This window comes from Brevibacillus nitrificans, assembly GCF_003710965.1.
GTDB classification, from domain to species: domain Bacteria; phylum Bacillota; class Bacilli; order Brevibacillales; family Brevibacillaceae; genus Brevibacillus; species Brevibacillus centrosporus.
The window spans coordinates 67,799-93,470 of sequence record NZ_RHHU01000018.1; the positions used below are offsets into that span (position 1 = coordinate 67,799).

General features: G+C 49.9%; 20 protein-coding genes and 1 riboswitch. Of the genes, 10 read left to right on the forward strand and 10 right to left on the reverse strand.

Annotation, left to right across the window (positions count from 1 at the left end; all coding sequences use genetic code 11):
* Positions 1–15 precede the first annotated feature (15 nt).
* Positions 16–372: a DUF2294 domain-containing protein gene (locus EDM59_RS25900; RefSeq protein WP_092271911.1), complete on the reverse strand. Its 357-nt coding sequence runs from the start codon at positions 370–372 to the stop codon at positions 16–18.
* Between the two features lie 215 nt (positions 373–587).
* Positions 588–691: riboswitch (SAM riboswitch) on the forward strand.
* Positions 692–823: 132 nt separating this feature from the next.
* Here EDM59_RS25900 and EDM59_RS25905 point away from each other — a divergent pair.
* The 6 genes from EDM59_RS25905 to EDM59_RS25930 all read left to right on the forward strand — a co-directional run bounded on the left by EDM59_RS25905 (position 824) and on the right by EDM59_RS25930 (position 5,703).
* Positions 824–1,654: a MetQ/NlpA family ABC transporter substrate-binding protein gene (locus EDM59_RS25905; protein ID WP_122926314.1), complete on the forward strand. Its 831-nt coding sequence runs from the start codon at positions 824–826 to the stop codon at positions 1,652–1,654.
* A gap of 34 nt (positions 1,655–1,688) precedes the next feature.
* Complete coding sequence (locus EDM59_RS25910) at positions 1,689–2,726, forward strand: methionine ABC transporter ATP-binding protein (RefSeq protein ID WP_122926315.1); 1,038 nt, start codon at positions 1,689–1,691, stop codon at positions 2,724–2,726.
* Positions 2,726–3,388, forward strand: a complete 663-nt coding sequence (locus EDM59_RS25915; protein ID WP_092271902.1) for a methionine ABC transporter permease — start codon at positions 2,726–2,728, stop codon at positions 3,386–3,388. Before EDM59_RS25910 ends, EDM59_RS25915 begins: the two co-directional genes overlap by 1 nt.
* 85 nt (positions 3,389–3,473) lie before the next feature.
* Positions 3,474–4,850: an FAD-binding oxidoreductase gene (locus tag EDM59_RS25920; protein WP_122926316.1), complete on the forward strand. Its 1,377-nt coding sequence runs from the start codon at positions 3,474–3,476 to the stop codon at positions 4,848–4,850.
* 119 nt (positions 4,851–4,969) lie between these two features.
* Entirely contained in the window at positions 4,970–5,416 is a 447-nt protein-coding gene (locus EDM59_RS25925; RefSeq protein ID WP_122926317.1) for a hypothetical protein, read from the forward strand.
* The gene (locus tag EDM59_RS25930) at positions 5,404–5,703 is read left to right on the forward strand and encodes a YxcD family protein (RefSeq protein WP_122926318.1); all 300 of its coding nucleotides are present in this window, start codon (positions 5,404–5,406) and stop codon (positions 5,701–5,703) included. The genes EDM59_RS25925 and EDM59_RS25930 overlap by 13 nt, the downstream gene beginning before the upstream one ends.
* Positions 5,704–5,931: 228 nt before the next feature.
* Here EDM59_RS25930 and EDM59_RS25935 read toward each other — a convergent pair whose 3' ends face one another.
* The 4 genes from EDM59_RS25935 to EDM59_RS25950 form a co-directional block, all read right to left on the reverse strand.
* Positions 5,932–6,909: a siderophore ABC transporter substrate-binding protein gene (locus EDM59_RS25935; RefSeq protein ID WP_122926319.1), complete on the reverse strand. Its 978-nt coding sequence runs from the start codon at positions 6,907–6,909 to the stop codon at positions 5,932–5,934.
* A 113-nt stretch (positions 6,910–7,022) separates the two neighbouring features.
* Entirely contained in the window at positions 7,023–7,781 is a 759-nt protein-coding gene (locus EDM59_RS25940; protein ID WP_122926320.1) for an iron ABC transporter ATP-binding protein, read from the reverse strand.
* Positions 7,775–8,719 carry an iron chelate uptake ABC transporter family permease subunit gene (locus EDM59_RS25945; RefSeq protein ID WP_122926321.1) on the reverse strand — a complete coding sequence of 315 codons (945 nt, stop codon included), beginning with the start codon at positions 8,717–8,719 and terminating at the stop codon, positions 7,775–7,777. The genes EDM59_RS25940 and EDM59_RS25945 overlap by 7 nt, the downstream gene beginning before the upstream one ends.
* Positions 8,716–9,669 carry an ABC transporter permease gene (locus EDM59_RS25950; RefSeq protein ID WP_122926440.1) on the reverse strand — a complete coding sequence of 318 codons (954 nt, stop codon included), beginning with the start codon at positions 9,667–9,669 and terminating at the stop codon, positions 8,716–8,718. Before EDM59_RS25950 ends, EDM59_RS25945 begins: the two co-directional genes overlap by 4 nt.
* A 228-nt stretch (positions 9,670–9,897) precedes the next feature.
* Between EDM59_RS25950 and EDM59_RS25955 the strand changes: the two genes are divergently transcribed.
* Both EDM59_RS25955 and EDM59_RS25960 read left to right on the forward strand, forming a co-directional pair.
* Positions 9,898–10,488: a PadR family transcriptional regulator gene (locus EDM59_RS25955; RefSeq protein ID WP_246011246.1), complete on the forward strand. Its 591-nt coding sequence runs from the start codon at positions 9,898–9,900 to the stop codon at positions 10,486–10,488.
* Between the two features lie 76 nt (positions 10,489–10,564).
* A complete protein-coding gene (locus EDM59_RS25960) occupies positions 10,565–12,331 on the forward strand; it encodes an ABC transporter ATP-binding protein (protein ID WP_246011248.1) in 1,767 nt (588 codons plus the stop codon).
* On the opposite strand, the gene EDM59_RS25965 is transcribed toward EDM59_RS25960, so the two are convergent.
* Positions 12,320–13,711, reverse strand: coding sequence for an MATE family efflux transporter (locus EDM59_RS25965; protein WP_246011249.1), 1,392 nt, complete (start codon positions 13,709–13,711; stop codon positions 12,320–12,322). The genes EDM59_RS25960 and EDM59_RS25965 overlap by 12 nt on opposite strands.
* 222 nt (positions 13,712–13,933) lie before the next feature.
* Here EDM59_RS25965 and EDM59_RS25970 point away from each other — a divergent pair, with 222 nt between their 5' ends.
* Positions 13,934–14,293, forward strand: coding sequence for a response regulator (locus EDM59_RS25970; RefSeq protein WP_122926324.1), 360 nt, complete (start codon positions 13,934–13,936; stop codon positions 14,291–14,293).
* Positions 14,294–14,348: 55 nt separating this feature from the next.
* Here EDM59_RS25970 and EDM59_RS25975 read toward each other — a convergent pair whose 3' ends face one another.
* A complete protein-coding gene (locus EDM59_RS25975; protein WP_122926325.1) occupies positions 14,349–20,342 on the reverse strand; it encodes an AAA family ATPase in 5,994 nt (1,997 codons plus the stop codon).
* A 128-nt stretch (positions 20,343–20,470) separates the two neighbouring features.
* On the opposite strand from EDM59_RS25975, the gene EDM59_RS25980 reads away from it, so the two are divergent.
* Positions 20,471–21,058 (forward strand): cupin domain-containing protein, encoded by a 588-nt coding sequence (locus EDM59_RS25980; RefSeq protein WP_122926326.1) that lies wholly within the window; start codon positions 20,471–20,473, stop codon positions 21,056–21,058.
* A 205-nt stretch (positions 21,059–21,263) separates the two neighbouring features.
* On the opposite strand, the gene EDM59_RS25985 is transcribed toward EDM59_RS25980, so the two are convergent.
* From EDM59_RS25985 to EDM59_RS25995, 3 genes are read right to left on the reverse strand one after another with little or no spacing between them, the layout of a single operon-like run.
* A complete protein-coding gene (locus tag EDM59_RS25985) occupies positions 21,264–23,753 on the reverse strand; it encodes a GAP1-N2 domain-containing protein (protein WP_122926327.1) in 2,490 nt (829 codons plus the stop codon).
* A complete protein-coding gene (locus tag EDM59_RS25990; protein WP_122926328.1) occupies positions 23,753–25,018 on the reverse strand; it encodes a TRAFAC clade GTPase domain-containing protein in 1,266 nt (421 codons plus the stop codon). Before EDM59_RS25990 ends, EDM59_RS25985 begins: the two co-directional genes overlap by 1 nt.
* A gap of 12 nt (positions 25,019–25,030) precedes the next feature.
* Positions 25,031–25,666, reverse strand: coding sequence for a beta-mannanase (locus EDM59_RS25995; protein ID WP_122926329.1), 636 nt, complete (start codon positions 25,664–25,666; stop codon positions 25,031–25,033).
* Positions 25,667–25,672: the final 6 nt, after the last annotated feature.

Genomic DNA, 25,672 nt, shown 5'->3' on the forward strand with positions numbered 1-25,672 from the left:
ATCCGAACGACTTCGTTAGGTATTCGATTGTGGTTCTGCCAAAATCACATTGGTGATCGCGATCTGCGTAGCCGCGTCGTAATCCCTCAAAACTGCTTCCATGTCGAGATTCATTTCTTCTTCCAAACGCTCTCGCAGCTTCTTTTTATAAAGCAGCGACATTCGGAAATCGACCTCGAGCTTCAGAGCAGGCGCCTCCCCTTCCAATGCAGCGGAACGCGGTGAGCGCCGATGCTTCGCATAGAAGGTGACGATATTATTTTCGATAGTTACTCTCAGTAAAGTTGTCCCAAATCCGAACAACTCCTTGGCTATCTCGTTGTAGATGGCAGACAGCCTTTTTCTGCTTTCGTTTGTGTCCTGTAAAGTCATGACATCACCTACGAGAGTAAGTATCAGGGTTATTGATTTTTTCTCATTATACATATGATAAACGTCATTATCAAGTAATCATTCGTATTTTGATCGATTTACCAAAATTCAGAATGGTAGAAAGTTGTCGAATAACATTTGACATGTATAAAAATGCGAGATATAATCCTACTATCCAAATAAGGATTACACCTTATTGAACTTCATATTTCAATCTCTTATAAAGAGAGGCGGAGGGACTGGCCCTATGAAGCCTCGGCAACCTATCTCTTACAGATATGGTGCCAAATCCAGCGGGAGAATTTCCGGAAGATAAGAGAGGCATGAGTAACTGACGAACTCTGACAGTTTACGACAACCTCTTCTTTCGGGAAGAGGTTTTTCTTTTACCCTCATGGTTTTCATTTTTCAAAACATACACACTCATTAGACAAAAGGGGAGAAATTCATCATGAAAAAGACGGGAATTTTGCTTAGCACACTACTGCTCGCAGCATCCTTGCTGACTGCTTGCGGCGCAAAACAAGAAGCTGCACCTGCAACAAATGGCGCGGCTGCCGAACAGACAAAAGTGAAAGTCGGAGTAACTGCCGGACCTCACGAAGAAATCTTGAACAAAGTAAAAGAGGTCGCAAAAGCTCAAGGCCTGGAAGTTGAAGTCGTCGTATTCAATGACTACGTACAGCCAAACCAAGCTCTCGATAAAGGTAATCTGGATGCAAACAGCTTCCAAACCATTCCGTTCCTGGACAAATTCAACGAGGACCACAAAACAAAAATTGTCGAAATTGGCAAAACAGTAACTTTCCCAATGGGTCTCTACTCCACCAAGCACAAGAAAGTGGAAGAAGTCGCTGAAGGCGGTGTAGTGGGCATCCAAAACGATCCAACAAACCGTGCTCGTGCACTGTTGCTGTACCAAGCAGCCGGTCTGATCAAACTAAAAGATGGCGTAGGCAATAACGCAACTCCATTGGATATCATCGAGAACCCGAAAAAATTGGAATTTAAAGAACTTGAAGCTGCTTTCCTGGCACGCTCCCTCAACAACGTAGAATTGGCGAGCATCAACACCAACTTTGCTATGGAAGCTGGCTACAGTCCAAAAAAGGATTCCATCTTCTCTGAAACTTCCGATTCTCCATACGTAAACATCTTGGCTGCAAACGAAGCAAACAAAGACAACCCTGCACTGAAAAAACTGGTTGAGATTTATCGTTCGGAAGAAGTGAAAAAGTTCATCGACGAACATTTTGAAGGAGCTGTGCTCCCATCCTGGTAAGCACTAAATATCGAACAACAAGGAGACTGGAGAGATGATACAGCTAACCGACATCCATAAGTCGTATACAGTGGGAAACAAGCAGGTTCAAGCCTTGAAGGGCGTCACCTTGAACGTGGAAAAAGGACAGATTTTCGGCGTGATCGGCTTCAGCGGAGCAGGGAAAAGCACCCTGCTTCGTACGATCAACCTGCTCGAGAAGCCGACCAGCGGCTCCGTCGTCGTCAACGGTCAAGATATGCTCTCGCTGAAAGAAAAGGATTTGCGCAATGCCCGCAAAAAAATCGGGATCATCTTTCAGCACTTTAACCTCTTGTCCTCTTATAACGTCTATGACAACGTAGCCGAGATTTTGCGAATGAACCGGGTACCGAAAGATGTGATCAAGAAGAAGGTAGAAGATCTGTTGCGATTGGTTGGGCTTGAAGACAAAGCAAACTCCTATCCTTCCCAGCTGTCGGGTGGTCAAAAGCAGCGTGTTGGGATTGCTCGTGCCCTGGCGACGGATCCGGAGATTCTTTTGTGCGACGAAGCTACCTCAGCCCTCGACCCGCAGACGACCGAATCGATTCTCGAGCTTCTTCTGGACATTAACCGGAAATTCAATCTGACCATCGTGCTGATCACGCACGAAATGCAGGTCATCAAAAAAATCTGCGACAACGTAGCGATCATGGAAAACGGTGTGGTCATCGAACAAGGCTCTGTTCTCGATATTTTCAGCAATCCACAGCAGCAAACCACCAAGAATTTCATCAAGACCATTTTCGATGACAATGTACCGAGCGAGATTGTAGACAACATCAAGCAGAGTGGACCTGCAGCCAAAATCCTTCGCGTCGCTTTCCGCGGCGATGCTGCACTCGATCCCGTCCTCGGTACTTTGTCGGCTCGTTTTCCGGTCAGCACCAACCTGCTGTACGGATCGATCACGTCGATAAAAGGAACGGCACTGGGCATCCTGCTCCTGCACATTTCCGGTGAGGAAAAAGACGTAGAAGCAGGCATCCAGTTTCTACGCGATTCCGTCTATAACGTAGATATCGTGTCTCGAGAGGGGGGAAGCAACTAATGGAACGTTTGGCAGAAATGATCCCGGTTTTTGGACAGTCTTTGCAGGAGACGATCATCATGGTCGGCTTCTCTCTGGTCATCGCGACATTGGTGGGGATTCCTTTGGGGATTCTGCTCGTGATCACGCAAGGCAATCATTTGTTTCCGAACAAATGGATTTACCACACCTTAAATACCATTATTAACGTCGTACGCTCCCTCCCCTTCATCATCCTGATGGTCGCGATCATTCCGTTCACGGAGCTGATCGTCGGCACTTCCATCGGAATCGAGGGGGCCATCGTTCCCCTGATCGTGTACACAGCGCCGTATATCTCCCGTTTGATGGAGACAGCCCTGCACGATGTAGATCGCGGCGTAATCGAAGCTTACCAGGCGATGGGCGCATCTCGCACGCAGATTATTTTCCGCATCATGCTTCGTGAAGCACGTCCGGGTATCGTCCTTTGCTTGACGATCGCCACGATTGGTTTGATCGGAGCAACTGCGATGGCAGGTGCTGTCGGTGCAGGCGGCTTGGGTGACCTGGCTCTTCGCTACGGCTACCAATCCTGGGACATCGAAGTGATGGTCATTACCGTGGTCATCCTCGTCGTTCTGGTTCAGCTGATTCAATCCCTGGGCAACTGGGCGGCAAGAAAACTGAAAAAGAGTTCCTAATCCATTTGAACCTCTAACTGTCATACGGTTAGAGGTTCTTGTATGATCGTAATAGAGATGAACATTGAAACGGAGGCATTCAAAAATGAGCGGCATCCCCCATACGCTTTTAGAGGATCTGAAGAAAATCACGGCAGACGACCGTGCTACGACTAATGAAACCATGCTGCAGCAGCATAGCAAGGACGAGTCTCATCATACACCGGTACTCCCTGACGTCGTTGTTTTTCCGACTACGAAAGAAGAGGTATCGGCCATTTTGACATACGCCAATGAACACCGTATCCCCGTTGTTCCTTTTGGGGTGGGCTCCAGTCTGGAAGGACATTGCATCCCGCTTAAAGGCGGTATCTCCATCGATTTTCAGCAGATGAACCAAATCATTGAGGTACGTCCCGATGACTTTCTCGTGCGCGTACAGCCAGGTGTGACACGCACACAGCTCAATGCCGCTTTAAAAAAGCACGGGCTCTTTTTCCCCGTAGATCCAGGTGCAGATGCGACTATCGGCGGCATGACTGCTACGAATGCAAGCGGCACGACCAGCGTACGATACGGCATCATGCGCAGCCAAGTCCGTGACCTCGAAGTCGTAATGGCTGACGGCTCCATCATTCATACAGGCGGTCTTTCCGCCAAATCCTCCTCCGGCTACCATCTCACCGGTTTGTTTGTCGGTTCGGAGGGTACGCTGGGCGCATTCACGGAAATCACCCTCAAGGTATACGGCATTCCCGAAACGGTCATCGCTGGCCGTGCGACGTTCCCTACGATGAAACAGGCAGTTGACGGGGCGATGTCCTTGCTGGCAGCCGGAATTGCCATAGCCCGTGTCGAGCTGGTGGACAGCACCTCGATCCGCCAAGTGAATCTGCATAGTGAAACGGATTATTTGGAGCAGCCTACCCTGTTCCTCGAGTTTCACGGCAATGAAGCTGGACTGACGCACGACGTCTCCTTTGCCCAAGAGCTGCTCGAAGAAAATGGCTCCGTTGACTTTTTAGTTGAAACAGATTCCAAAAAAAGGGCAAAACTATGGGAAGCGCGCCATAATCTCGCCTACGCCTTCAAGCACGGCTTCCCCGGTAAAGAAATGATGCTCACGGATGTATGCACCCCCCTATCCGAACTGACAGGAGCGGTGGTCTATGCTCGCGAGGTCATCGATCAAAGCGGACTGGCTGGCGGTGTTTTAGGTCACGTGGGCGATGGAAACTTCCACACCACGCTGATGTTCAACAAGCAGGATCCAGCAGAAGTACAGCTGGCCGAGGAGGTCAATGCCAAAATCGTCGAATACGCCCTGCAAAAAGGCGGTACCTGCACAGGCGAGCATGGCATTGGCATCGGGAAGAAAAAGTACCTGCAAAAAGAGCATGCGGACACGCTCCCCTGGATGAAGCTGATCAAGCAGCAGTTCGATCCCCACAACATCTTAAATCCGGGCAAAATCCTGGATTAACTGCGTCTGGCGCGTCCGTTTACCAGATTGTTCACGGAATGTTTGGTGGTAATCCGGGACATATTCGTGTACACTTATGTCTATAGGGTCATATCTAAGAGAGGGGCTACTACAAACACATGAAAAAACTGCTCATGCTTTTGGTTGCCGCAACACTCGTTTTCGCATCTGGCGGATTCATTGATCATGCCGACGCAAAAGGCTACAAATCCGGGAAAAAATCCTTTAATTCCAATACGGCTCCAACGAACACGCAAACACCTACAAAAGGTGATTCCAACTTAAACAGCACGACGACGAATAAAGGCACGACAACTCCTGCAAGCACGCCTTCTACTGCAGCTCCTAGCAAAAGCGGCGGCTTCATGAAAGGTCTTCTGGTTGGTGGACTGGCCGGTATGCTGTTCGGAGGACTGTTTGGCAATATGGGTGCACTGGGTGCCATCTTCGGCTTCCTGATCAACATGCTGGCGATCGTTGCCTTGATCGTCCTGATCCGCAAAGTATTCGTTTACTTTAAGACGCAACGCCAGAAGAAGCAGGAAATGAACGCATGGAAAAGATAAAGTTTGACGAGCAAGTCCTGATCAACGCCATCTGCCTGCATGTGGCGAGCAAGAAGCAGATTCAGCCGCAAGAGGTCGAGGTTGAACTGATGTGGGACGAGGAGTACGGCTTTTCCGCCGAGGTCTATACCATGGGTAGGAAGCAGGTTTTCATCGAGATCAACCTGATCGAAGCTATCCGCTACTATCTGGAGACACAGCTTCAGCGCAATCCGTTTTCTGCCGGGATCGAGCTGGTGCTGGACGACGAAGAAGGCATTCTCGCCTACGTAACCTATCAGGGCTAAGAGGCTCCTACAAGTTACAAGCAAAGCCAATCCGTTAACGGGTTGGCTTTTTCTCATGTCCAAGACCAAGAAGAAAGGCCACATTGGGTTTTGCCGTCACAGTGGATGACCTCTTCCCGCAGCAGGTGTATGTACACCACGTACAGGCAGTGCAGTGTGAGTTTTAAAATAAAGAAGACCACCCTCAAGCTGTGACTGAGAGTGGTCTTGGATCTTCGGTTCTGCTGATTATTTCAGATCGGCCAAAATTTCATCCGCCATGTTCGCGGTAGACACCAATCCGCCGCCGGAGAGGTACCAGTAGTTCGCATCAAGGTAAATGATTTGACCGTTTTTGAATGCTTTTGTGTTTTTGATCAAGTCATTTTCAATCGTTTTTTGTGCTGGAGTCGCTGCATCTTTGTTTGTAGCAACTGCCGTAGTGCGGTCAACAACAAACAAATAGTCCGGGTCTTTCTCTACAACGTATTCGAATGAAACACTTTGTCCATGAGTGGATACTTCGATGTTTTTATCGACAGCTGCAAAGCCAAACACGTCATGCAAAATACCGAAACGGGAGCCTGGGCCGTATGCGCTGAGTTTTCCTTCGTTTGCAAGTACGATCAGTGCATTTTTGCCGCTGGCAGTTGCTTTTTCATTCAGTTTTTTGATGGACTCGTTGATTTTCGCCAATTCTTCATCTACTTGTGCTTCTTTTCCAAAGATCGTACCCAATGTTTTCATGTTCTCCGTAAAGGAATCCATGTATTTGGATGTATCTACACCCAGGAAGATCGTTGGTGCGATTTTGTTCAATTCTTCGTAAGCTTCTTGCTGACGTCCGGAGATGAAGATCACATCGGGTTTCATGGCGTTGATTTTTTCGAAGTCTGGCTCTTTCAGGCTACCTACGTTGGTATACTTCGCGTCTTTGAACTTTTCCAGGTACGGAGGAATGTTAGCTTGTGCAACCCCTGCTACTTCAATGCCCAATTTATCCAATGAGTCCAGTACACCATAGTCAAATGCAACAACGGTTTTCGGATTTTTCTTCAGCTTTGCTTCGCCCAGTTTATGCTTGATTGTCACTTCTTCATTCGCTGCCTCAGGCGCTTTTTCATTCTGAGCTGGTGCTGGTGCTGGTGCTGCGCTATTTGATCCGCATGCTGCTGTAAATACTGCCAGCAGAACTGCCATAAACATCATGATCCATTTCTTGTTCACTTCTATCACCTCTACGTAAGATTGGGTTTATATAAAATTACTGATGGACAAACCATCATAATAATTTTAACGAAAGAAAAAGATTCTCATTCTCAAGTACAGGAAGAACAAAATCAGGCATAGTACACGCAGATTTTGTTTTCGTCGATGTCTTGGATCTGGATATCCATGTCATAGACATCTTTCAAGGTCTGGGAGCTGATGATTTCCTCTGTCGTCCCTTCCTTTACGACCTTGCCGTCTTTTAGTGCAACGATGTAGTCGGAATAGCATGAAGCGAAATTGATATCGTGGATGACAATAACGACGGTTTTCCCCATCTCGTTTACGAGACGTCGCAGCACTTTCATGATCTGCACGGAATGCTTCATATCCAGATTGTTCAAAGGCTCATCGAGGAGAATGTACTCTGTATTCTGCGCGACGACCATCGCGATGTACGCACGCTGTCTTTGTCCACCACTCAGCTGATCCAAATACTTGTGCTGAATGTCCTCGAGCTCCATATAGCGGATCGCTTCATCTACATACTGCCAATCTTCCTTGGTCAGGTTGCCCTGCGAATACGGAAAGCGGCCAAAGCTGACCAGCTCGCGAATCGTCAAGCGGATGGTTATGTGATTGGTCTGCTTCAGGATCGAAATCTTCTTGGCCAGATCGTTGCTCTTGCATTGACTGATTTCGGTTCCCTCCAAAAGTATCTCTCCCTGATCTTTCGACAGCAGACGACTGATCATGGACAGCAGGGTGCTTTTCCCCGCGCCATTTGGCCCGATGAATGACGTGATTTTCCCTTTGGCGATCTTCAGCGAAACGTTTTCCACGACATTTTTGCTTCCATACTGTTTCGAGACATTCCGGACTTCTACCATGATTTATTCTCCTTTAACAGAAGATAGATGAAGTAAACCCCACCGATGAAGTTGATGATGACGCTCAAGGTTGTGGAGAACGTAAACACGCGCTCTACAATTAACAAGCCGCCTACCAGCGCAATGATGCTGATCAGCACCGAGCCAGCTATCAAGTACTTGTGCTGGTACGTTTTCATTACCTGATGCCCCAGATTGGCTACCAATAGCCCTAAAAAGGTGATAGGACCCACGAGCGCAGTCGCGATCGATACCAGAATCGCAATGATGATCAAAAACCGCTTAATCACAAAATCGTAGGGGACACCCAGATTGATGGCCTGGTCTCTTCCCAGCGACAGTACGTCCAAATACTTTATGTACTTCTTGAAGTACAGCGTCACGCCAATCAAGAGAACTACGCTTATGATCAGCAAATCACTGTTCACATTATTAAAGCTGGCGAACATTTTATCCTGAACCACTTGGAATTCATTCGGGTCAATCAGCACCTGCATAAACGTGGACAGGCTGTTGAACAACGTCCCGAAGATGAGCCCAATCAGCAGCAGAAAGTAAATGTTTTGCCCTTCTCTTTTAAAGAGCCATTTGTATAGCAGCCCTGCAAAGAGTACCATCAGCCCCGCTGAAAGCAAAAAGTTGATATTTTTGTTCATCAACGTCATATGGGTCGATCCAAAGACAAAGATGACAAAGGTCTGGATGAACAAATACAGCGAATCCAATCCGATAATGCTCGGGGTAAGGATACGGTTGTTCGTGATGGTCTGGAATACCATCGTGGAAAAGGCAATGATGCCGCCCGTCAATACGATGGCCAAAATCTTTTTAAACCTGCGTGGAAGAACGTAATCCCAGTTTCCTCCTGCATCGATGCACATAAAAATGGCTATTAGCGCGATGGCGATGATCGCCAAAACCCATATCTTCGCTTTCATCGGTCATACGCCTTTCTTCTCATAAGTAGGAAAATGAAGATCCCGCTACCGATTACTCCCACCATCAATCCGATGGATATTTCGTAAGGGAAGATGATCAGGCGTCCCAATATGTCGCAGACCAGTACGAATACGGCACCTAAGAGAGCAGTGTGAGCCAAGCTTTTTTTCAGGTTATCCCCCAGGTACAGCGTCACAATGTTAGGGATAATCAAGCCTAAAAACGGAATCGTCCCGACCGTCAGAATCACGACGGAGGTCACCATAGCTACGATACAAAGCCCGATATTGACCACCTGCTTGTAGTTCAGTCCCAAGTTGATGGCGAATTCCTCACCCATCCCGGCAATCGTGAACTTGTTGGCAAACAGGTACGCAATGATGACGAGCGGAATGCTGACGTACAGCAGTTCGTAGCTGCCTTTCAAAACAGAGGAGAAATCCCCATGCAGCCACGCAGACATATTTTGAATAAGGTCGTACTTGTAGGCAAAGAACGTCGTGATGGAACCGATGATATTCCCAAACATCAAACCAACGAGTGGAATGAAAATTGAATCCTTGTACTTGACCTTATCGAGAATCTTCATAAAAACAAACGTACCCAGCAAAGCAAACACGAAAGCTACCAGCATCTTCAGCAGTGGGCTCGCATTGGTGAACAGCATCATCGAGACCAAAATACCAAAACGGACAGAATCCTCTGTACCGGCCGTGGTAGGCGATACGAACTTGTTCCTCGTCAGCTGCTGCATGATCAAACCTACGATACTCATGCTGACACCCGCGATGATGATACTGATCAAACGTGGGACTCTACTGATCCACATTACCTGCGTCTTTTCTTCCGTGAGATCGAACAGCTCCAGTGGAGAAATGTCCTTCACACCAATAAACAAGGAAGCTATCGACAGCAGGATGAGGGCTATAACTAAATATCTCTTTTTCATCGCGTTCCCTACTTTTCCCCAGTAAAGATATTCATTCTCAGTAATAAAGAGATTCATTCTCAATTACATCTCATTTGCTATATTAGCACTTCTTTATTGCTGATTAAAGAACTTTTTTGTTAGTCGGCTAATATATTTTTCGAATTGTCGCTGAAAAGTCACGATTGACAGAATACGATATATCGTTTATTTTTTAAGCGATATATCGTATTGAAAGGATGAGGTTTATTGCGTAACTATTTTGACTCGGATTTTGGTACCTATCCTGTCTGGGGCAGGCACGATCACAGCTGCTTCCGCTATCGTGGCGACGGTGACCGCGGCCACAGGGGGCATGGCGGTCCCGGAAAACGTTTTTTCGGACGCGGTGATGTGAAGTACGCTTTACTCGAGCTGCTGACCGTCCAGCCGATGCACGGCTATCAGATGATGAAAGGTCTGGAGGAAATGTCCGGCGGCTTGTACAGACCAAGTCCAGGCTCTATCTACCCTACGCTGCAGATGCTCGAAGACCGCGATCTGGTCCGGGTGAGTGAAGTGGACGGCAAAAAGGTGTATGCCATCACGGAAACAGGGACTGCTTTTCTGCAGGATCGACCCGTTGAAAGACCTTTGGAATCGTCCGTGCACGGTGCCTCCCGCGAGAGATTTGTCCAACCAGAAGAAGTGGAAAAGGAAATGAACGATCTCATCGAGCTGCTGAAACAGATTCAGCAGGAAGCATTGCACGATCCTGCACGACGGACGAAGCTGCACTTTTTCCTGAGAAAAGTGCGTGGGAAACTGGCAGGACACCTGGATCTGAGGGGCGACAAATGAAGATGGCCCCCTCTCCTCCCGTTCCATGACACGCTATGCGGCAGATGTACAGCCAGCTCGGCGCTCCATCTGGAATATGTACAAAAGGCTATGGACACATGCAGGCAGCCAATGGAAAACCATGCTGGCTGCTGCAGCTGCCATGATCGCTATCTCCTTGCTGGAATTCGCGATTCCGCAGCTGACAGCCTATACGATCGACCATGCCATTCCAGATAAACGGTACGATCAGCTTCTCTGGATTGCAGCAGGTATTCTGGGCGCTGCCCTTCTCCTGGGGTTGTTTTCCTATGTGAGCAGCCACTTACTGTCGCTTGTCGGACTACGCACCGTAAACAGCCTGCGCAATGAGCTATACCGGCATATCCAGTCACAGGACATGGCCTTTTTTGACAAGACGCGCACGGGTGACCTGATGTCCCGGATTACAGGCGATGTCAGCATTTTGCAGCAGCTGGTATCCTCAGGTATGCTGCAAATCGTAACGGAAATGGTGACCTTTCTCGCCATTGCACTCTACATGCTCTACATCGATCCGCTCTTGACGCTGCTCATGCTGGCTACCTTTCCGCTTTTGTTCTTGTTCACCCGAAAGGTGGGGCGAAGGATGCGCACCTCTTTCCGAGCAGTCCAAGAAACTTCAGCAGAGGTAAACAGTCATTTGCAGGAGAACCTCTCTGGCATTCGCTTGATGAAGGCTTACGCCAGCGAGCCGTATGAGGCAGAACGCTTCACGGCACGCACGTCTCGCAACATGCAGGCCAGCATCAAGGCGAACCGCTTCAGCTCCATGTTCAGCCCTACGATCGATCTGCTGAACTACCTCGGCATGACGGTCGTGCTCTTGTTTGGCGCCTGGCAAGCGATGTCTGGCCGACTGTCCATTGGTGCGATTGTGGCCTTTCTTGCCTATTTGCGCTTGCTGCAAAACCCTGTTCGCCAGCTCAGTCGGCTGATGAACACGATCCAGCAATCCGCTGCCGCCTATGAGCGTATCGAGGAAGTTTTAGATACGAAGCCAACCATTATCGAAAAAGAAAATGCCCGCGCTCTTCCCGAGATACAAGGTCTGGTGGAATACCGGCACGTTGATTTTGCCTACCAGACAGATGTACCCGTCTTGCGTGATTTTCATTTGACGATCGCTCCTGGCACAATGACCGCCCTGGTCGGTTCTTCCGGCGCAGGCAAATCTACTGTTGCGCATCTGCTTTCTCGTTTCTACGATCCCACACAAGGCTCCGTGCTGATTGATGGGATCGACGTGAAAGAGGTACAGGTCGCTTCTTTACGCAAACAGCTCGGGATCGTCTCCCAGGATATTGTGCTGCTAAATGGCACGATCCGCGAAAACATCGCTTACGGCAAGCCAGATGCGACTGATCAGGAGGTAGAGGAAGCCGCCAAAGCTGCCCATGCCCATGCGTTCATTCAGTCCTTTCCCGATGGCTACCAATCAGCAGTCGGCGAGCGCGGGGTCAAGCTCTCCGGCGGTCAAAAGCAGCGCCTCTCCATCGCCCGCGCGATTTTAAAGAATCCTCGCCTCATTATTTTGGATGAAGCCACAGCCGCCCTAGATACAGAGTCGGAGCAATTGATTCAGCAGGCCCTCTCCACCCTTTTGGCTGGACGGACTTGCCTCGTCATCGCCCATCGCCTGTCCACGATTCAACAAGCGGACCAGATCGTTGTCCTGGAGCAAGGCGAAATTATCGAAAGCGGCACCCATGATGAACTGCTCATCCGGCATGGTCGCTATCGCCAGCTTTACGATCTCCAATTCCCCAAAGGGCCTAACCATTCTCCCGCACACAACAAAGAGCCGCTACCTTCAACGAGGTAACGGCACTTGTTCCTTCTCTATCAGACTTTTTTGCTCCCATATCCGACTGCGCCAGCGGAAAAACATCACGACTCCTCGTATCCATTCGTCCACCGCTACAGCCAGCCACACACCTGCCAAACCGAGATTGGCCTGAAACGCCAGGACATACCCGAGCGGCAGACTCACGCCCACCATCGAGATTAATCCCATATAGACAGGAAATTTGGCATCTCCAGCTGCACGCAAGGAGCTGATCAAAATAATGTTGAATACCCGTCCGCTCTCCAGGAAAATGCTCAGCAAAATCACCTGTGTACTGATTCTGATCACGTCCGGGTCTTTTGTGAACAGTCCCATGATCGGCTCCCGAAACAGGATGACGAGCAGATTGATGATCAGCGTACAGATTAATCCCCATCGCAGGCTTTTCCAGACCCGCCCGTACGCCTCATCATTCCTGCCTGCGCCCACTAATCTACCCGTGATGATCGCTGTCCCCATCCCAATCGCGACACTAAACAAGTAAATCAGCATCGAAATGTTCGATACGTACTGTCTGGATGCAAGAGCCGCAGCCCCGAGAAAAGTCACATAGTACAAAAAGATGGACTGACAGCCGTTGTACGTAATTTGTTCAAATGCCGCGGGAATTCCGACTCGGCAAATTTTACGGACGTAGGATTTGTTGATCTGGATGTAATCCTGAAAAGTGACTTTGTAATCGACCAGCCGGTAGTACGCCCAGAAAAAGACGAGCAGCCCTACACCTCGGCTCAAGACGGTAGAAATCGCCGCCCCCTCTACCCCAAGCTCTGGAAAACCCAGGTTTCCAAAAATCAGGAGATAGTTCCCTGCGACGTGCACGATGTTGATTCCCAAAGATATCAGCATGCTTTCTCGCGTAAACCCGTACGTGCGAATCAAACTCGCCAGCGTATTGATCAAGGCCTGTAGAAACAAACCTCCCCCAACGATCGCTATGTACGACTTTGCCAATGACAGGATCTCACCTTGCAGATTCATCGCCACGAGCAGCGTGCTTCCGAACAGCAAAAAACAAACGCTGATCAGAATCCCTATCGCCAAATTCAAGGTGACGGCGATCGCGCCAATTTTTGCTGCCTCCTGAAGCTTCCGTGACCCAATGTACTGCGAAACGACTATGGAAGCGCCATGTCCAATGACCTCTAATACGAGAATGGCAATGAAGACGAACTGGTTGGCTGCACCTACGGCGGATACAGCCTCATCGGAAACGCCACTAAGCATGAAGGTATCCGTAATCCCGATCAAGGTAAACAGTAGCAGCTCCAAAAAAATAGGCCAGGTTAAAGAGAAGAGTCGCAGGCCCTTTGCTTCACTGGCCTTCAACGAAACGGGTTCAGTCTGGGTCTCCATGGTGTCACCTTTCTTTGGCTTTGGTAGCGCCATTTTACACCGATTGCTGTGCCGATTGTCGCGTTTTGCCCTTTCTTTACATGAAATTTATCTATCCTTGACGTACATTCCCTATATTCTGGGTAGATTATCCTATAATTGTCTTGCGACGTTTTTCCTACCAATGGTATTGTTAAGGGGATATCCCCCCACTACTTGGCTGGACGCACTTCAGGAGGATTTATGGCACGGATACTTATTGCTGATGACTCCATCGTTGTTCGAGAATACCTGAAAGTTACGCTGGAACGAGCGGGTCATCAGATCGTCGCAGAAGCAACCAGAGGAACCGAAGCGTTTCAAAAGTACATTGCCTACAAGCCAGACCTAGTGACCATGGACATCAACATGCCAGAAATGAATGGAATCGAAACCGTCAAAATGATCATCAATCGATTCCCCGATGCAAAAATTATCATGGTGAGCTCCCACGGCCTAAAGCCGCTTGTTTTTGAAGCAGTCTCAGCCGGCGCCACACACTACATTATCAAGCCCATCAACGAGGAGAAGCTGCTGGTCACCATCGAAAATGCCTTAATCTAAACGATCAACGTAAAACGTTCCACCCTCCAAGAACGCGATGCTTTGGAGGGCTTTTTTACGTGGGCTGCAGTGTGCTTTCTGCCTCTGTGAGCGGAATGCGGAAGTGAAAGCGCGTCCCATTCCCTTTTCGGGTATTCACTTCCACGGTACCTCCAAGCCGCTCGACCTCCCGCTTTACGATCGATAGACCAACGCCTCTCCCGGACCATTCCGTGACATGATCTTTGCTCGTGCTAACATCCTCGATAAACAGCGTATTCAGCCAGTCCTGATCGCTCCGTAAATCCACCCACCCTTTTTCCTGGCCCAATAATTTGAGTCGGTCCATGTCGACACCTTTGCCATCATCCGAAATGATCATGTGCATGAAGTCATTCTCGCGCTTGACCTGGCAGCGGATCGTTCCCCACCGCTCCTTGTCTTGCTTCAAACGTTCTTCCTCTTGTTCGATGCCATGATCCAGGGCATTGCTGAATACATGGATCAAGCTGCTGATAAAGCGCCCAAATCGTTTCGGATCCACCCAAATATCATCAGCCTCGATCTGCAACGGGTAAACTCGCTTCTCCAGCCTCTCGGATGCCTTCGCTACGTATTCACCATATCGGGACATCAGCTCTGTAATCGGACGATTGTGGAGCTGGGCAAACTCCTGACGCAAGTGGCCATGCCCCTCCTCCTGCAAAAGCGACGACAGCTGGTCAGAGAATGCGCTCCATCTCTCCGCAGAAAAGGAGACCGTTTGCTCATTTGCCTGCAAAATGTCCTTCCCCAGCTGCTGCTTCATAAGATCCATATCTTGCCCGATCGCTGCACAAATGGAGTCGATCCCGCTTTGAATCTCGCTTTCCATGACTTTATCTTCTTCTGCCTGCTTGGACATTTCGGACAATCTGGATTCCATGTCATGTATCTTTCTCGGTGTATGAATCAAATAAAATTGGCTAAAATCACCTTTGAACTGATGGAGGCGGCTGATGATCTGGTACATTTTTTCCGCAGGCGCTCCCGCTTCCCCCCAAATTGCTTTCCACTCCGCCGCAACGAAGGAGGTGAAGCCTTTCAAAACGGATTGAAAGAGTTCAAGACTAGTTGCAACGGTGACAGACATCTTCATCCGCTGCCACTCTTGCTCCATTTTATTCTCCAACGCCCGCTGTTCGCTTCGATCCGTCAATATGAGCATCAAGCCACCGGAAAACTCCCCCCGGCCCTCGTCAATCTGCTTGCATTCCAGCTTCAAGGGCAGCTGATTGACAGTGATCTCTGTTGGAAACAGGCTGAGATACAGCTCCCTTTGTCCCTGATTTTCCAGCTGAAAATACTTGCTCAGTAAGGATTGGATAAAGCCCTGGTCCTCCTTGCTTTGCGGGTACAACAGCTCGGCTACGGAAAACCCTGCCAGCTCCTTGCCAAAAATCCGCACGCACTCCCGGCTGTACTCGGAGTGAACCCGCAGGTCTTTGCCGAATGAAAGGAAACCCTGTCCCGCATTGTTTAGCAGGTTTTTGTTGGCACGCAGCAACGCCTCGATCTCATCTGTTCGCTCGGCCACCATTTTCTCCAGCGAATGATTCCACTGCTCCAGCTGATGGTACAGGCGGGCGTTTTCAATGAAGGTTGCAATTTGCGAGAACAGCAAACGCAAAAGCTCGGTGCGTCCCTCGTTGAATACATGGGTCGACTCGTTGTTTTCGAGATAGACCACCCCAACCATTTTTCCCTGCTGCCATAAAGGCGCACAGAGAATGGACTTGGGCATGTTTTTGGAGATGTACGGATCCTTGAAAAAGATCGCCTCGACATACGCCTCATGCAAGACGAGCATTTCCTCCGTTCGCATCACGTAGTTGACGGTCGCGACGGACAGCAGGGTGCCCTGCTCATAGGGAATCGACTGCAAAATCTCCATGTCCTCGTCGATACTGCCTGCCGCCTCGATGAACCACTCACTGTCCTTTTTCAGGATAATGAACCCTCGCTGGGCACCAGCATTGCTCATCACCGTTCGCAGCATCGTGGTCAGCAGCCTGTCCAGCTTGATTTCACTCGCGATGGTCTGCGACGCCTTGATGACGGTCATGAAATCCACCATATCCGGCGTATTGCCTGCCACAGCCATATTCGTCATCGCCTGATGACTGCCCGAGCTCTCCAGATAATATGGGTACTTCACTTCCAGATCTCTGGCTTTGGCTACAGCTCCCCATTGCATATAGGCAAAATGCGCTTCCGTCATGTAAATCCTCGCAACCGTGTTCATGCCCATTTGTAAAAAGTGCTTCGCAGCCAGCTCGTAGGCCAGTGCTTCGTTTTGCAGGAATCCACTCTTCTTCGCTGCCTGAATGGACTGCTCGTAGAAAGGCGTAGCTGCCTCGGGCTTGCCATTTACACGGACCCACTCCGCATACATCAACAAGTATTTGTGCTGGAAGTTATCTGCACAGTTGGCGGCCCACTTCTTCATTTTTTTCAAATTGGCTTTGATCTTTTTGCCATATTTCCGCTTGTCCGACCAGCTAGCCTGCGGATAAAGGCCAGTCAGTGCCAAAGCCTGCATAAAGACGTGCTCGCTGACCAGCAGCTGACCGCTGACCGTCTCGATCCACTGCTCAGCCTCGGTAGACATCCGCGCAGCTTCCTGGTAGTTGCCGTAGAGCAGATGCACCATCGATTTGTAGTAGTGGTACATGTAGCGCTTGTAGTTGGTACCATCCGTCCGCAGGGCTTGGACGTACACCTCTTCATCAAAGTCTCCTGCGCAAAAAGTCGTCTGGTCAACGTCCTCCCAGTGGGTCAAGCTGTGGAGCGCCTGCTTGAGCAGCAAGAGTCGGTCATCGTGATCGACTACCTTGAGCTGACGGATCAAATCTTCATATTGATCGATCTGTTGATGCAATTCTTCGATCGGCGAACCGCAGAAAAGCATCGCCTCCAGCAAACCGTGCGCACTGTAGGCGACGTAGATATTCCCGCCGCTTTCCAGCCCATGCTGGATCGCCTTTTTCAAGAGAGGGATGTTCGTCTTGGCATGATCCCGCCAATGGTTGATCATGATGGCGAACGCCCCGTACGCTTTGGACATGGCGATCGGGTCATGGAAGCTGTCGGCTACACTGCACGCGAGCAGCCCGTAGTCATATCCTTCCTGGTACTTCCCGAACTGAGTGGCTTGCACGATCCCATATCCGGTATACCCGTTGGCCGAGGCTACGTCATTTCCGTGTACGAGGGAAAGATGCAGCACCCGCAAAATAGTCAGGGCAAACCAGTTCAAGTCGACAAAGTAAGAAGAGGGACCCGCATAGCTGATCATGGTCATTGCCATCCGATAGTTTTCGTCCGGTACGTCAGGCATGTAGAGCAGCTCATCTGCTTTGCGGCCTTTGAGATTTTTCTTGATATGCCACATCTCTTTTAAAATGTCCAGCTTGCCTGGCTTTGCCGGAATGTGGACTCCCAACAGCTTCAGCGCCTGACTGGCAAGCTCGACAACCAGGGGGAACTTCGCCAGGGCAGTATACATGTGCACCTGGATTTGCAGGATCCGCACCTGCTCAGCATTGGTCTTCGCATACTCTTTCACCAGCGCAAACAAAGACTCTGCTGTCTCAAAGTTGTTGCACAAATACTCGGCTTCCGCCCGCATGGTGTACAGCTCGACCATGAGCTGGCGATTGGCTTCCCAGCCCTCCTCGCGAAGCACTTCTGTTCCATGTCGAAAAAAACGCAGCGCAGCATCAAAGGCAGTGGATAGCTTGGCTCGCTGACCCGCCAGCAGATGACAGCGCGCGACTTGCACGCGCTCGGCCTGTTCGTCGATGAGTTCTGCTCCCTCGTACATATGATTGCAGATCTCAAACAAAAGGGACGATTCGTAGGAGTTGCTCAGCTCTCTCATCATTCTTCCCAGCTTGAGATGGACCATCTTACGCTCTACCTCGGACAAAAGCGAGTACGCTGCTTGCTGAATGCGGTCATGCAAAAAGGTAAAATGAATCTTGTTGTGAGCAGCCGCATCCTCTTCTTCTAGCGCTGTATAAGCTAAATAGCCGTCTCCCTCCAGCGGGTACAGCAGCCCTTCCTCGACAGCTGGCCATATATGGCGAATCGTTTCAGACTCCTTTAGATTTCGTGCCTTGGCTACCATGTGCAGATAAAAGTGATTGCCGAGGCAGGCCGCGTGCGCGAGAAGCTTTTGGGTCAGCATCGGCAGCAATCTCATCCGCTCGACCAGGAAATCAGCGACGTTTTCTGCCGTTTCCAGCTTTTCGATCTCCTCTAGATTCCACGCCCATTTGCCCGTATCCGGGACGTATGTCATTAAGCCCTTGTCATACAACGATTTGATGAACTGACGGGTAAAAAACGGATTCCCTGCTGTCTTCTTGTGAACGATTTGCGCCAGCTCTTGTGTTGCCTGCGGCTCCACTTGAATGGAATCGGCCAGCAGATGCGATACTTCTCCGACCTCGAGTGGATGCAAGGAGAATTCGCGCAGGATACGACTTTGACTTCCCATCTCGATCAGCGCACTCAGCAGCGGATTTAGCTGACCCTGTTCGTGTTCGCGATAGGAGCATAGCAATAAAAAGTGACTGACCTGCAGATCACTGATCATTTCCTGAATCAAAAACAGCGAGGAAGGATCCGCCCATTGCAGATCGTCCAAAAACAAGACCAGCGGATGCTCAGGCTTTGCCCAGATTCGTACAAAGCGCTGCATCACCATTTGAAAACGATTCTTTGCCTCTGCAGCGGGAAGCTCCGGCACGGCCAGCTGCTTGCCAATGATCATCTCCAGCTGCGGGATGACATCGACGATTACCTGCCCCATCCCCTGCAATGCCTCCGCAATCGTCTCCCTCCACATGTGCAGTTCTCGTTCGTTGCCTGCCAGGATCTGGCGTATCAGGTCTTGAAAGGCGAGCAAAATCCCCGAATACGGAGCGCTTTGCTTGAATTGATCGAATTTCCCTGAGATAAAGCGGCCTTTTCCTTGGAGAAAGGTTTTCTGCGCCTCACGCACCAGCGCGGACTTTCCTACCCCTGCACTGCCATTTAACATGACCAGACGTGTAGCCCCGTTGCTGATCTGTTCAAAGGACTCGGTCAACAGGGCAAGTTCCGGCTCCCGACCGTAGAGCTTCTCCGAAATATGCAGTTTGTCTGCCCGATCCTGCATACCCAGCGGAAAATCAGAAATATACCCAGCCGTCTGCAGCTGTGATAAACATTGCTGCAAATCGGCGATGAGTCCCGCGCTGCTCAAATAGCGATCTTCTACATTTTTGGAAAGGCATTTCAATACGAGATCAGATAAAACCGGGGAAATCGATGGATGTGTCTGGTTAGGGGGAACGGGCTTTCGAGCCATATGCGCATGCACCAGCTCCAGTGCATCCGTCGCAAGAAACGGCGGCTTGCCCGTCAGCATCTCATAGAGTGTGATCCCAAACGAATAGTAATCCGAACGATAATCGACCGTCCGATTCATTCGCCCCGTCTGTTCTGGAGATACGTATCGCAAATTTCCCTGCCATTCTTTTGGGTTCATGGCACTTTGATACTCTTGATAGAGCCTTGTAGACAAGCCGAAATTGATCAGCTTCACTTCCAGCGTATCCGGGTAAACCAATATGTTCATCGGGTTGATATCTTTATGAAGGACCCGTTTCTCATGAATGGTCTTCATGCATTGGGCAATCCCCAAAGCGATGGTCAGAATCTCCATCGTCGAAAATTGTCGTGTTTTCAGCAAGCTCGAGAGCGGCAAGCCACCGTGATCCTCCGTAATCAGCAAGGTCTCTCTATCATTGTGTACGAGCTCTACGAGGGTTTCGACCGCATCGGATTGAATGGACTCTAGCACTCGATATTCATGCTTTAGCTTCCATATCGAATCATTGCGAGGGATCCCCTTTTGTTGCGTCTTTATGATCACTGGCAAATTGTCCACGATCCTGAATGCGCGGTAGATACCCATATTTACATGATTTGAGATGAATTCTTTAATCCTGTATCCAGGAATCGATAACTTGCCGCTCATTCTTTTTTCACTCCATTTTGATAGGCCTTTTGTCTTACCGTATTGTTCGTTGCTTTGGAATCATCTATATTTAAACTATATTCTGACACAAAACACCATCTATCGAAATAATATTCGGGAGGATTGTCATGTCAAATTTAAGTCGTACGGTAGGAAATCCCCATAATGGGGAAAGCGTTACTTTTTTAAAGACTACGGAAGAAACAAATGGAGAGTATCTTTTATTCCGCACAGACCTTCCACCCAATGTTGGAATCTTCTTACACTATCATACCGAACTTGTAGAAACCTTTGAAGGTGTTACGGGGAAATTAGACCTAACAGTCGACGGAAAAACGATCACTTTGCAAAAAGGAGAGAAAGCTGTCGCTCCCCTGCACAAGAATCACTGCTTTAATAATAACACGAATGAATTGGTCAGCTTTAACGTAGAAATTCGCCCTGCTGGCAACTTTGAGGCTTTTGTACGCTGCGGATACGGTCTGGATACAGACGGAAAAAGCTTCTACATGCCATTTTTGAAGCAATACCTCCCCAAGAACATCCTGCTATTGGGCACTCTCTTTGAAATGGGCGCATTCTATGTCCCCTACCTGCCTCTCTTTCTGCAAAAAGGAATCTTTGGTTTGTTATCTAAGCTCTCTACGTGGACGGGTGCGGCAAAAACGTTGGAAAAGTACTATATTCCGACAAAGGAACAGCAGCGTATCTCGTAATACCCGGACTTTTCTTCTCATGAAAAGGGCACCCTGCCCATTTATTCGCAGCAGGATGCCACACGAAAGCTCCTATTTTCCTTCCCTTTACATCAGCGCAACTTCACCATTATAGGTTAACGGTCTTTTTCTTTCCTATCATGCATCTGAAGCCATAGTCATCCCGACCTGCCTCGTATTTTGCAAGCGCAGGTCGGTAAGCTGACTACTCTGCGGCTGCTCCATCCTCGCCCGCCGGCTTTTCATCCGAAGCAGTAGTCTCGGATTGATTCTGCTGCCATTCCAGCATGAGCTTGAAAGCAGGAACGAATTCTACCTGCTGGACCGGCTCAGGACGAGGCTGTTTGGCAACCTCTCCATCGCCCTGCGTTTCCGGAGCAGCAGGCATCCACAGAAAGAAGCCGCTCGCGGCCCCTGCTGCGATGACAATGGCCACGCTCAAGAGCGCCGTCGATTTGCGTTGAAACAGCTTCATGAAGGGACTGGATGTTTCCCTTCGCACCTCCTCGACGAGCTTGCGGAAATCTGCATGCCGTACCGTTTGCCAACGCTTCTTCCATTCCTTGTCCCGCAATCTCCTGCCCTTGTTTTCGAGCAGTAGACCTTTGAGAGCATGTCGATAGCCAGGTGAAATGTATTTGCCTGTGAAAAACATTCGCTGCGTCATGCTCCATTGCACAAAGGAATACAGGAGCTCTTCCTCTCCGTTTTCTCCGACAAACCGCAGCATATCAGCAAAGGCGAAAGCATCCTGTCCATGGGAATCCGCCTGATAAAAAACCAGTGCTACCAATGGGAAGCTATCTTGCTTTATCGGACGCTCCAGCAAATGGACGATCAACTGCTGCAAAACAGCGATTTCCCTTTCATCCCACTGCCGAAAGAAATCCTCTGGCGCAGGAATATCCCGATTTCCCGCTAAGGACGCCATATGCTGAATGTGTGCGAGCTTTTGCCTGCTTTCCAGATCCAGTTCCCCTATAAACGTCTGCGGCTTTTCCTCCAGCAAAGTGATGATCTTGCCAAAATCGCCCCACGCCAATTCCCCTAGCAAAAGTTGTTTGAGCAGAGCTTTATCCAGCTCGTCCAACAGCTCATCCGCATAGCCGCTCATTGCGTCCTGACGCTCAAAGTAATCGTGAATCGCCAGCGCTGCTTGCAGCTTCTCACTTTCACGGGCAAACAGTTCAAGCACTTTTTCTCGGGTAGCCGTCATAAAAAACGGATTTCGCAGGGCCAGTGGCGCCACTTGCGCCCACAGGTTGATTTCCTGCAAAACCTGGGCAAGCGTAGAGAAGGAAGCTAGCCGCTCCTTCAGATAGTCTTCAAACAATGGCTTTACGACCTGCTTGTAGCCAAGAACCGATCGCATCAGAAAGCCAAAGAGCTCGGGATAGCCTGACAGCTCCTGATAAACCTTTGCTACAAAAGCGTTTTGTCGTGTCGCCTTTCCCTTTAGCAGCACGTTCATCAAATACGTGACAAGCTCTGCGGAAATGCGCTCGTTTGGAATGGTGCAAAAAGCCTTGAGCATCTGGCGGATGGTCTCGGTAGCAGGAAGCCCCTGGTCCTTTCGCGCAGCGTTTTCCAGCCGGAAAAGCACCTCGCGCAGCTCGCCTAAACGAGCTCTGTTCTCCAAGGCAGGCTGACCCAAGTACTGCTGAAGTACCTGCCAAACGCCCGCCGGATTTTGCTCGTAGCGCTCCAGACGCCCTTTTTCCACTTCATACAAAGCGCAAAGCTCATAGTAGGTAGCCAGTCTCAGCAGGAATGACGTATCTGCCCCCTCCAGCACTTCCTCGCAAAAGGTATGAAAGTCGGCAAGTACACGTGGTTCGTCCAGATGCTCCCAAGCAAAGTCTAGGTAGGCGTGCGCTCCCTCCTGCCAATCCAGCTGCAAAATTCGCTGCTGAGCCAGATCAAAGATGTAGTCCTTTTCCGTGATGCCGGTCCCTGCCCGGATGCTCCCTTTTTCCACGAACATGACGTGAATATGCTTCTTGCTCTGCGGTTCATGGCTGTACGTGAGAAAACCAAAATGCCTGCGCATCTCATAAGGCAGGCAGCTATAAAAAATACCCAGCAGCTGACGAGCGTCTGCAGCTGCTGCCCCGATTTCTCCATCTAGGCTGATATAGACCTTTCTTTTGGTGGAGAGCGACGTCATCACCGCATACAGGAGCTGCTTGAAAATCCGTTCATCGATGCCTATGCGGCTGAGCCATTGCTTGCGATCGCGGGTTGTCTCTGCCTGAAAGGGAAGCTCGCTGATCACCGGCAGTTCTTTGCCTGTGGAGTGTTCATGCTCCTGGACAAAGGCTCGCAGGCCGAACAGCCTTGCTGGTTCTTTGATAAATTCGTCCCGGCGATCTGCAGGGATGACGTAATTGTGGCTGAAGAAGGTGTTTCGTTGACCGGTAAAATCCGCGCCCACGAAGACGCTTCTTCCAATTACCAGCTCGCCTGACTCCGCTCGAAAGGAGACGAGCGCCTCCGGATAGAGCGTCAAATCGCTTTCTCCACGCTCTTGCAAGGCACGAGGCGCATCGTAGGCGCAAAACGGATGAAGCGTTTTTTTAATGAATGCGTTGTCTAGCGCAGTCGATTTGGCAATGGTATCGTAGCCTTCGTTTGAACGGAATATCCCCTGTCGCCCGCGGGTGTAGTATTGCTGCAAAATGGGCTGACGGCTCACTACCGCTCCCTCCCTTCGATGTAATCCAGCTGATGCATGAGCCAGATAAACGGCTCATCGACCCGGATCGGAGTCACGACTCCGCTCACCTTTTGATGAACCGGGTTGCTTCCCAGCGCAGATACAGCGAAATAGGCCGTATTGGTAAAGTAGACTTCCAGTGCATCCTTGAACGGTCGATCCACCTTTTCGATAAAGCGGCTGATCTCCCCGTTGATGTTTTCGAATTCCGTCAAGTTCAAGTACTCTTCATGGACAAAATTGCGGAATACGTTGCTGTTGGACTTGATGTACTCGCCATCGTCCTCCTTGATCAGGTGCAGCATATCGCTCTTGGTCAGGACGACCGCTGTCGGGATATTCGTTTGGCTCTGCTCCTGATAGCCGATGAAGTTCTCAAACAGCGTAATGACGACCTCGCGCGGCTCATCATAGCGGGCTGTAAATTCTCCTGGCTCATCTCCAGCACGCAGCATGACTCTGTCGCGAATCGTCCTGATCTGCAGCGGATCGACGAGGAACAGAATACCGGAGGAGTTTTTGACGTGAGCGGCGTACAGCTCCAAATACTCGCGATCGACCATGCCCTCGCCTGCGACATCGAAAAAGACGAGGATGAGCGGCGCCTTTTCCTTGTCCTTAAAAATGAATTGGAAGATAAACGGCTCCTGCCGCTTCTCCTTTTGGGTCGAATCGAGAAGCTGTCCTCTTTCAAACAGAGGCGCTTCGTAATTTTCCCGGAACTTGCGGCTGATTTGCGCGTTCAGTGGCATGCAAGCCGCCTCGAAGTGATTCGCTGTCGTATTTTGCAGCGTGTGGATCAGCGAGGTCATGTACACTGACTTGCCGACCTGCGACGCTCCCACGATCGAAATGATGTTGCTCGGTGCCTTCCCCGCCGTAATCGGCAGCTCGTTGTGGCATTTCGGGCACAGCCTGCGCTTGGAAACGACCCCATAGCGATCGGTTACGCCGACAAGGATGTTATCGACATACAGGTGTCCCTCTTCCGGAATGGTATCCGGATCGATGATCGCCTCCAGCTCGTCGATGGCATCCAGTCCGAATTTGTCCCGATAGCGGTTTAATAGCTCGTCCTCCTGCAGCGCGTAATCCTCGTCGTCTAGGCGGTGATGGGCTGCGCGAAACACGACCTGATCAGGCGCGTATTTGGCAAAGCAGTATGGGCAAACGATATCGTAAAAAGGCAAGCGCTCCGGTGCCGGCTGTTTCTTTTCAAACATGCTTTTCAAAAAGGTCAGCATGACGGTCCCCTCCTATTCGGGAATCAGCTCGTACAATTCCCCGTATTTTTTTCCGTCCGTAAAAAAGAGGCGGATGACATCCTTTTTTCTGACTTCAATTTCAGGCAGCAAATTCTCACCGGGCTGTATATCCCGGATAAAGGCATACTGCGTACCATCATCCTTGTTCGTAGGAGCCGAGCCTTCCTTTTTGACGTAGCAAAGCACGTCCTTTGAGACAGGAATCTCTGAAAAAATGCGGATCTGCAAGGACTGATAGGCGCTAAACCAGCTTCGCCCCCGCTTGAACGAGTACCATATCTTTGCCTTTCCCGTACGAACGTGGACGATGTGCGCCTCTCCTGGTGGGATGAGCATGACGGGCTTGCCCTGCTCCAAGCGGCACGGGAAAATGCGGTACGTATACCGCCCGATTCCCTCGCTTTTTCCCCGAAGGCCTTTATGGGCCTTGTACTCCTCTCGCGTGTACAGCTTAAGCTCGGTATCGCTGATCTGGCTTACGTCAAACGGTTCCCCATAGGCAGAACGATGAACGTAAACACAGGGAACCTCTTCCGCCCAATGCCAGTTGATCACATATTCATTGCCTTGCAGCTGACAGACGACATCTTTGATGGAGAGCTCTGTAGTCTCTTCCCATTTGATCATCACTCA

Bases quoted from the DNA above. Each gene is read 5' to 3' on its own strand.
- EDM59_RS25980 (WP_122926326.1), top strand. From the start codon at position 20,471: ATGTCAAATTTAAGTCGTACGGTAGGAAATCCCCATAATGGGGAAAGC.
- EDM59_RS25915 (WP_092271902.1), top strand. From the start codon at position 2,726: ATGGAACGTTTGGCAGAAATGATCCCGGTTTTTGGACAGTCTTTGCAG.
- EDM59_RS25945 (WP_122926321.1), bottom strand. From the start codon at position 8,719: ATGAAAGCGAAGATATGGGTTTTGGCGATCATCGCCATCGCGCTAATA.
- EDM59_RS25995 (WP_122926329.1), bottom strand. From the start codon at position 25,666: ATGATCAAATGGGAAGAGACTACAGAGCTCTCCATCAAAGATGTCGTC.
- EDM59_RS25960 (WP_246011248.1), top strand. From the start codon at position 10,565: ATGTACAAAAGGCTATGGACACATGCAGGCAGCCAATGGAAAACCATG.
- EDM59_RS25950 (WP_122926440.1), bottom strand. From the start codon at position 9,669: ATGAAAAAGAGATATTTAGTTATAGCCCTCATCCTGCTGTCGATAGCT.
- EDM59_RS25975 (WP_122926325.1), bottom strand. From the start codon at position 20,342: ATGAGCGGCAAGTTATCGATTCCTGGATACAGGATTAAAGAATTCATC.
- EDM59_RS25970 (WP_122926324.1), top strand. From the start codon at position 13,934: ATGGCACGGATACTTATTGCTGATGACTCCATCGTTGTTCGAGAATAC.
- EDM59_RS25920 (WP_122926316.1), top strand. From the start codon at position 3,474: ATGAGCGGCATCCCCCATACGCTTTTAGAGGATCTGAAGAAAATCACG.
- EDM59_RS25965 (WP_246011249.1), bottom strand. From the start codon at position 13,711: ATGGAGACCCAGACTGAACCCGTTTCGTTGAAGGCCAGTGAAGCAAAG.
- EDM59_RS25900 (WP_092271911.1), bottom strand. From the start codon at position 372: ATGACTTTACAGGACACAAACGAAAGCAGAAAAAGGCTGTCTGCCATC.
- EDM59_RS25910 (WP_122926315.1), top strand. From the start codon at position 1,689: ATGATACAGCTAACCGACATCCATAAGTCGTATACAGTGGGAAACAAG.
- EDM59_RS25990 (WP_122926328.1), bottom strand. From the start codon at position 25,018: ATGCTGACCTTTTTGAAAAGCATGTTTGAAAAGAAACAGCCGGCACCG.
- EDM59_RS25925 (WP_122926317.1), top strand. From the start codon at position 4,970: ATGAAAAAACTGCTCATGCTTTTGGTTGCCGCAACACTCGTTTTCGCA.
- EDM59_RS25905 (WP_122926314.1), top strand. From the start codon at position 824: ATGAAAAAGACGGGAATTTTGCTTAGCACACTACTGCTCGCAGCATCC.
- EDM59_RS25930 (WP_122926318.1), top strand. From the start codon at position 5,404: ATGGAAAAGATAAAGTTTGACGAGCAAGTCCTGATCAACGCCATCTGC.
- EDM59_RS25940 (WP_122926320.1), bottom strand. From the start codon at position 7,781: ATGGTAGAAGTCCGGAATGTCTCGAAACAGTATGGAAGCAAAAATGTC.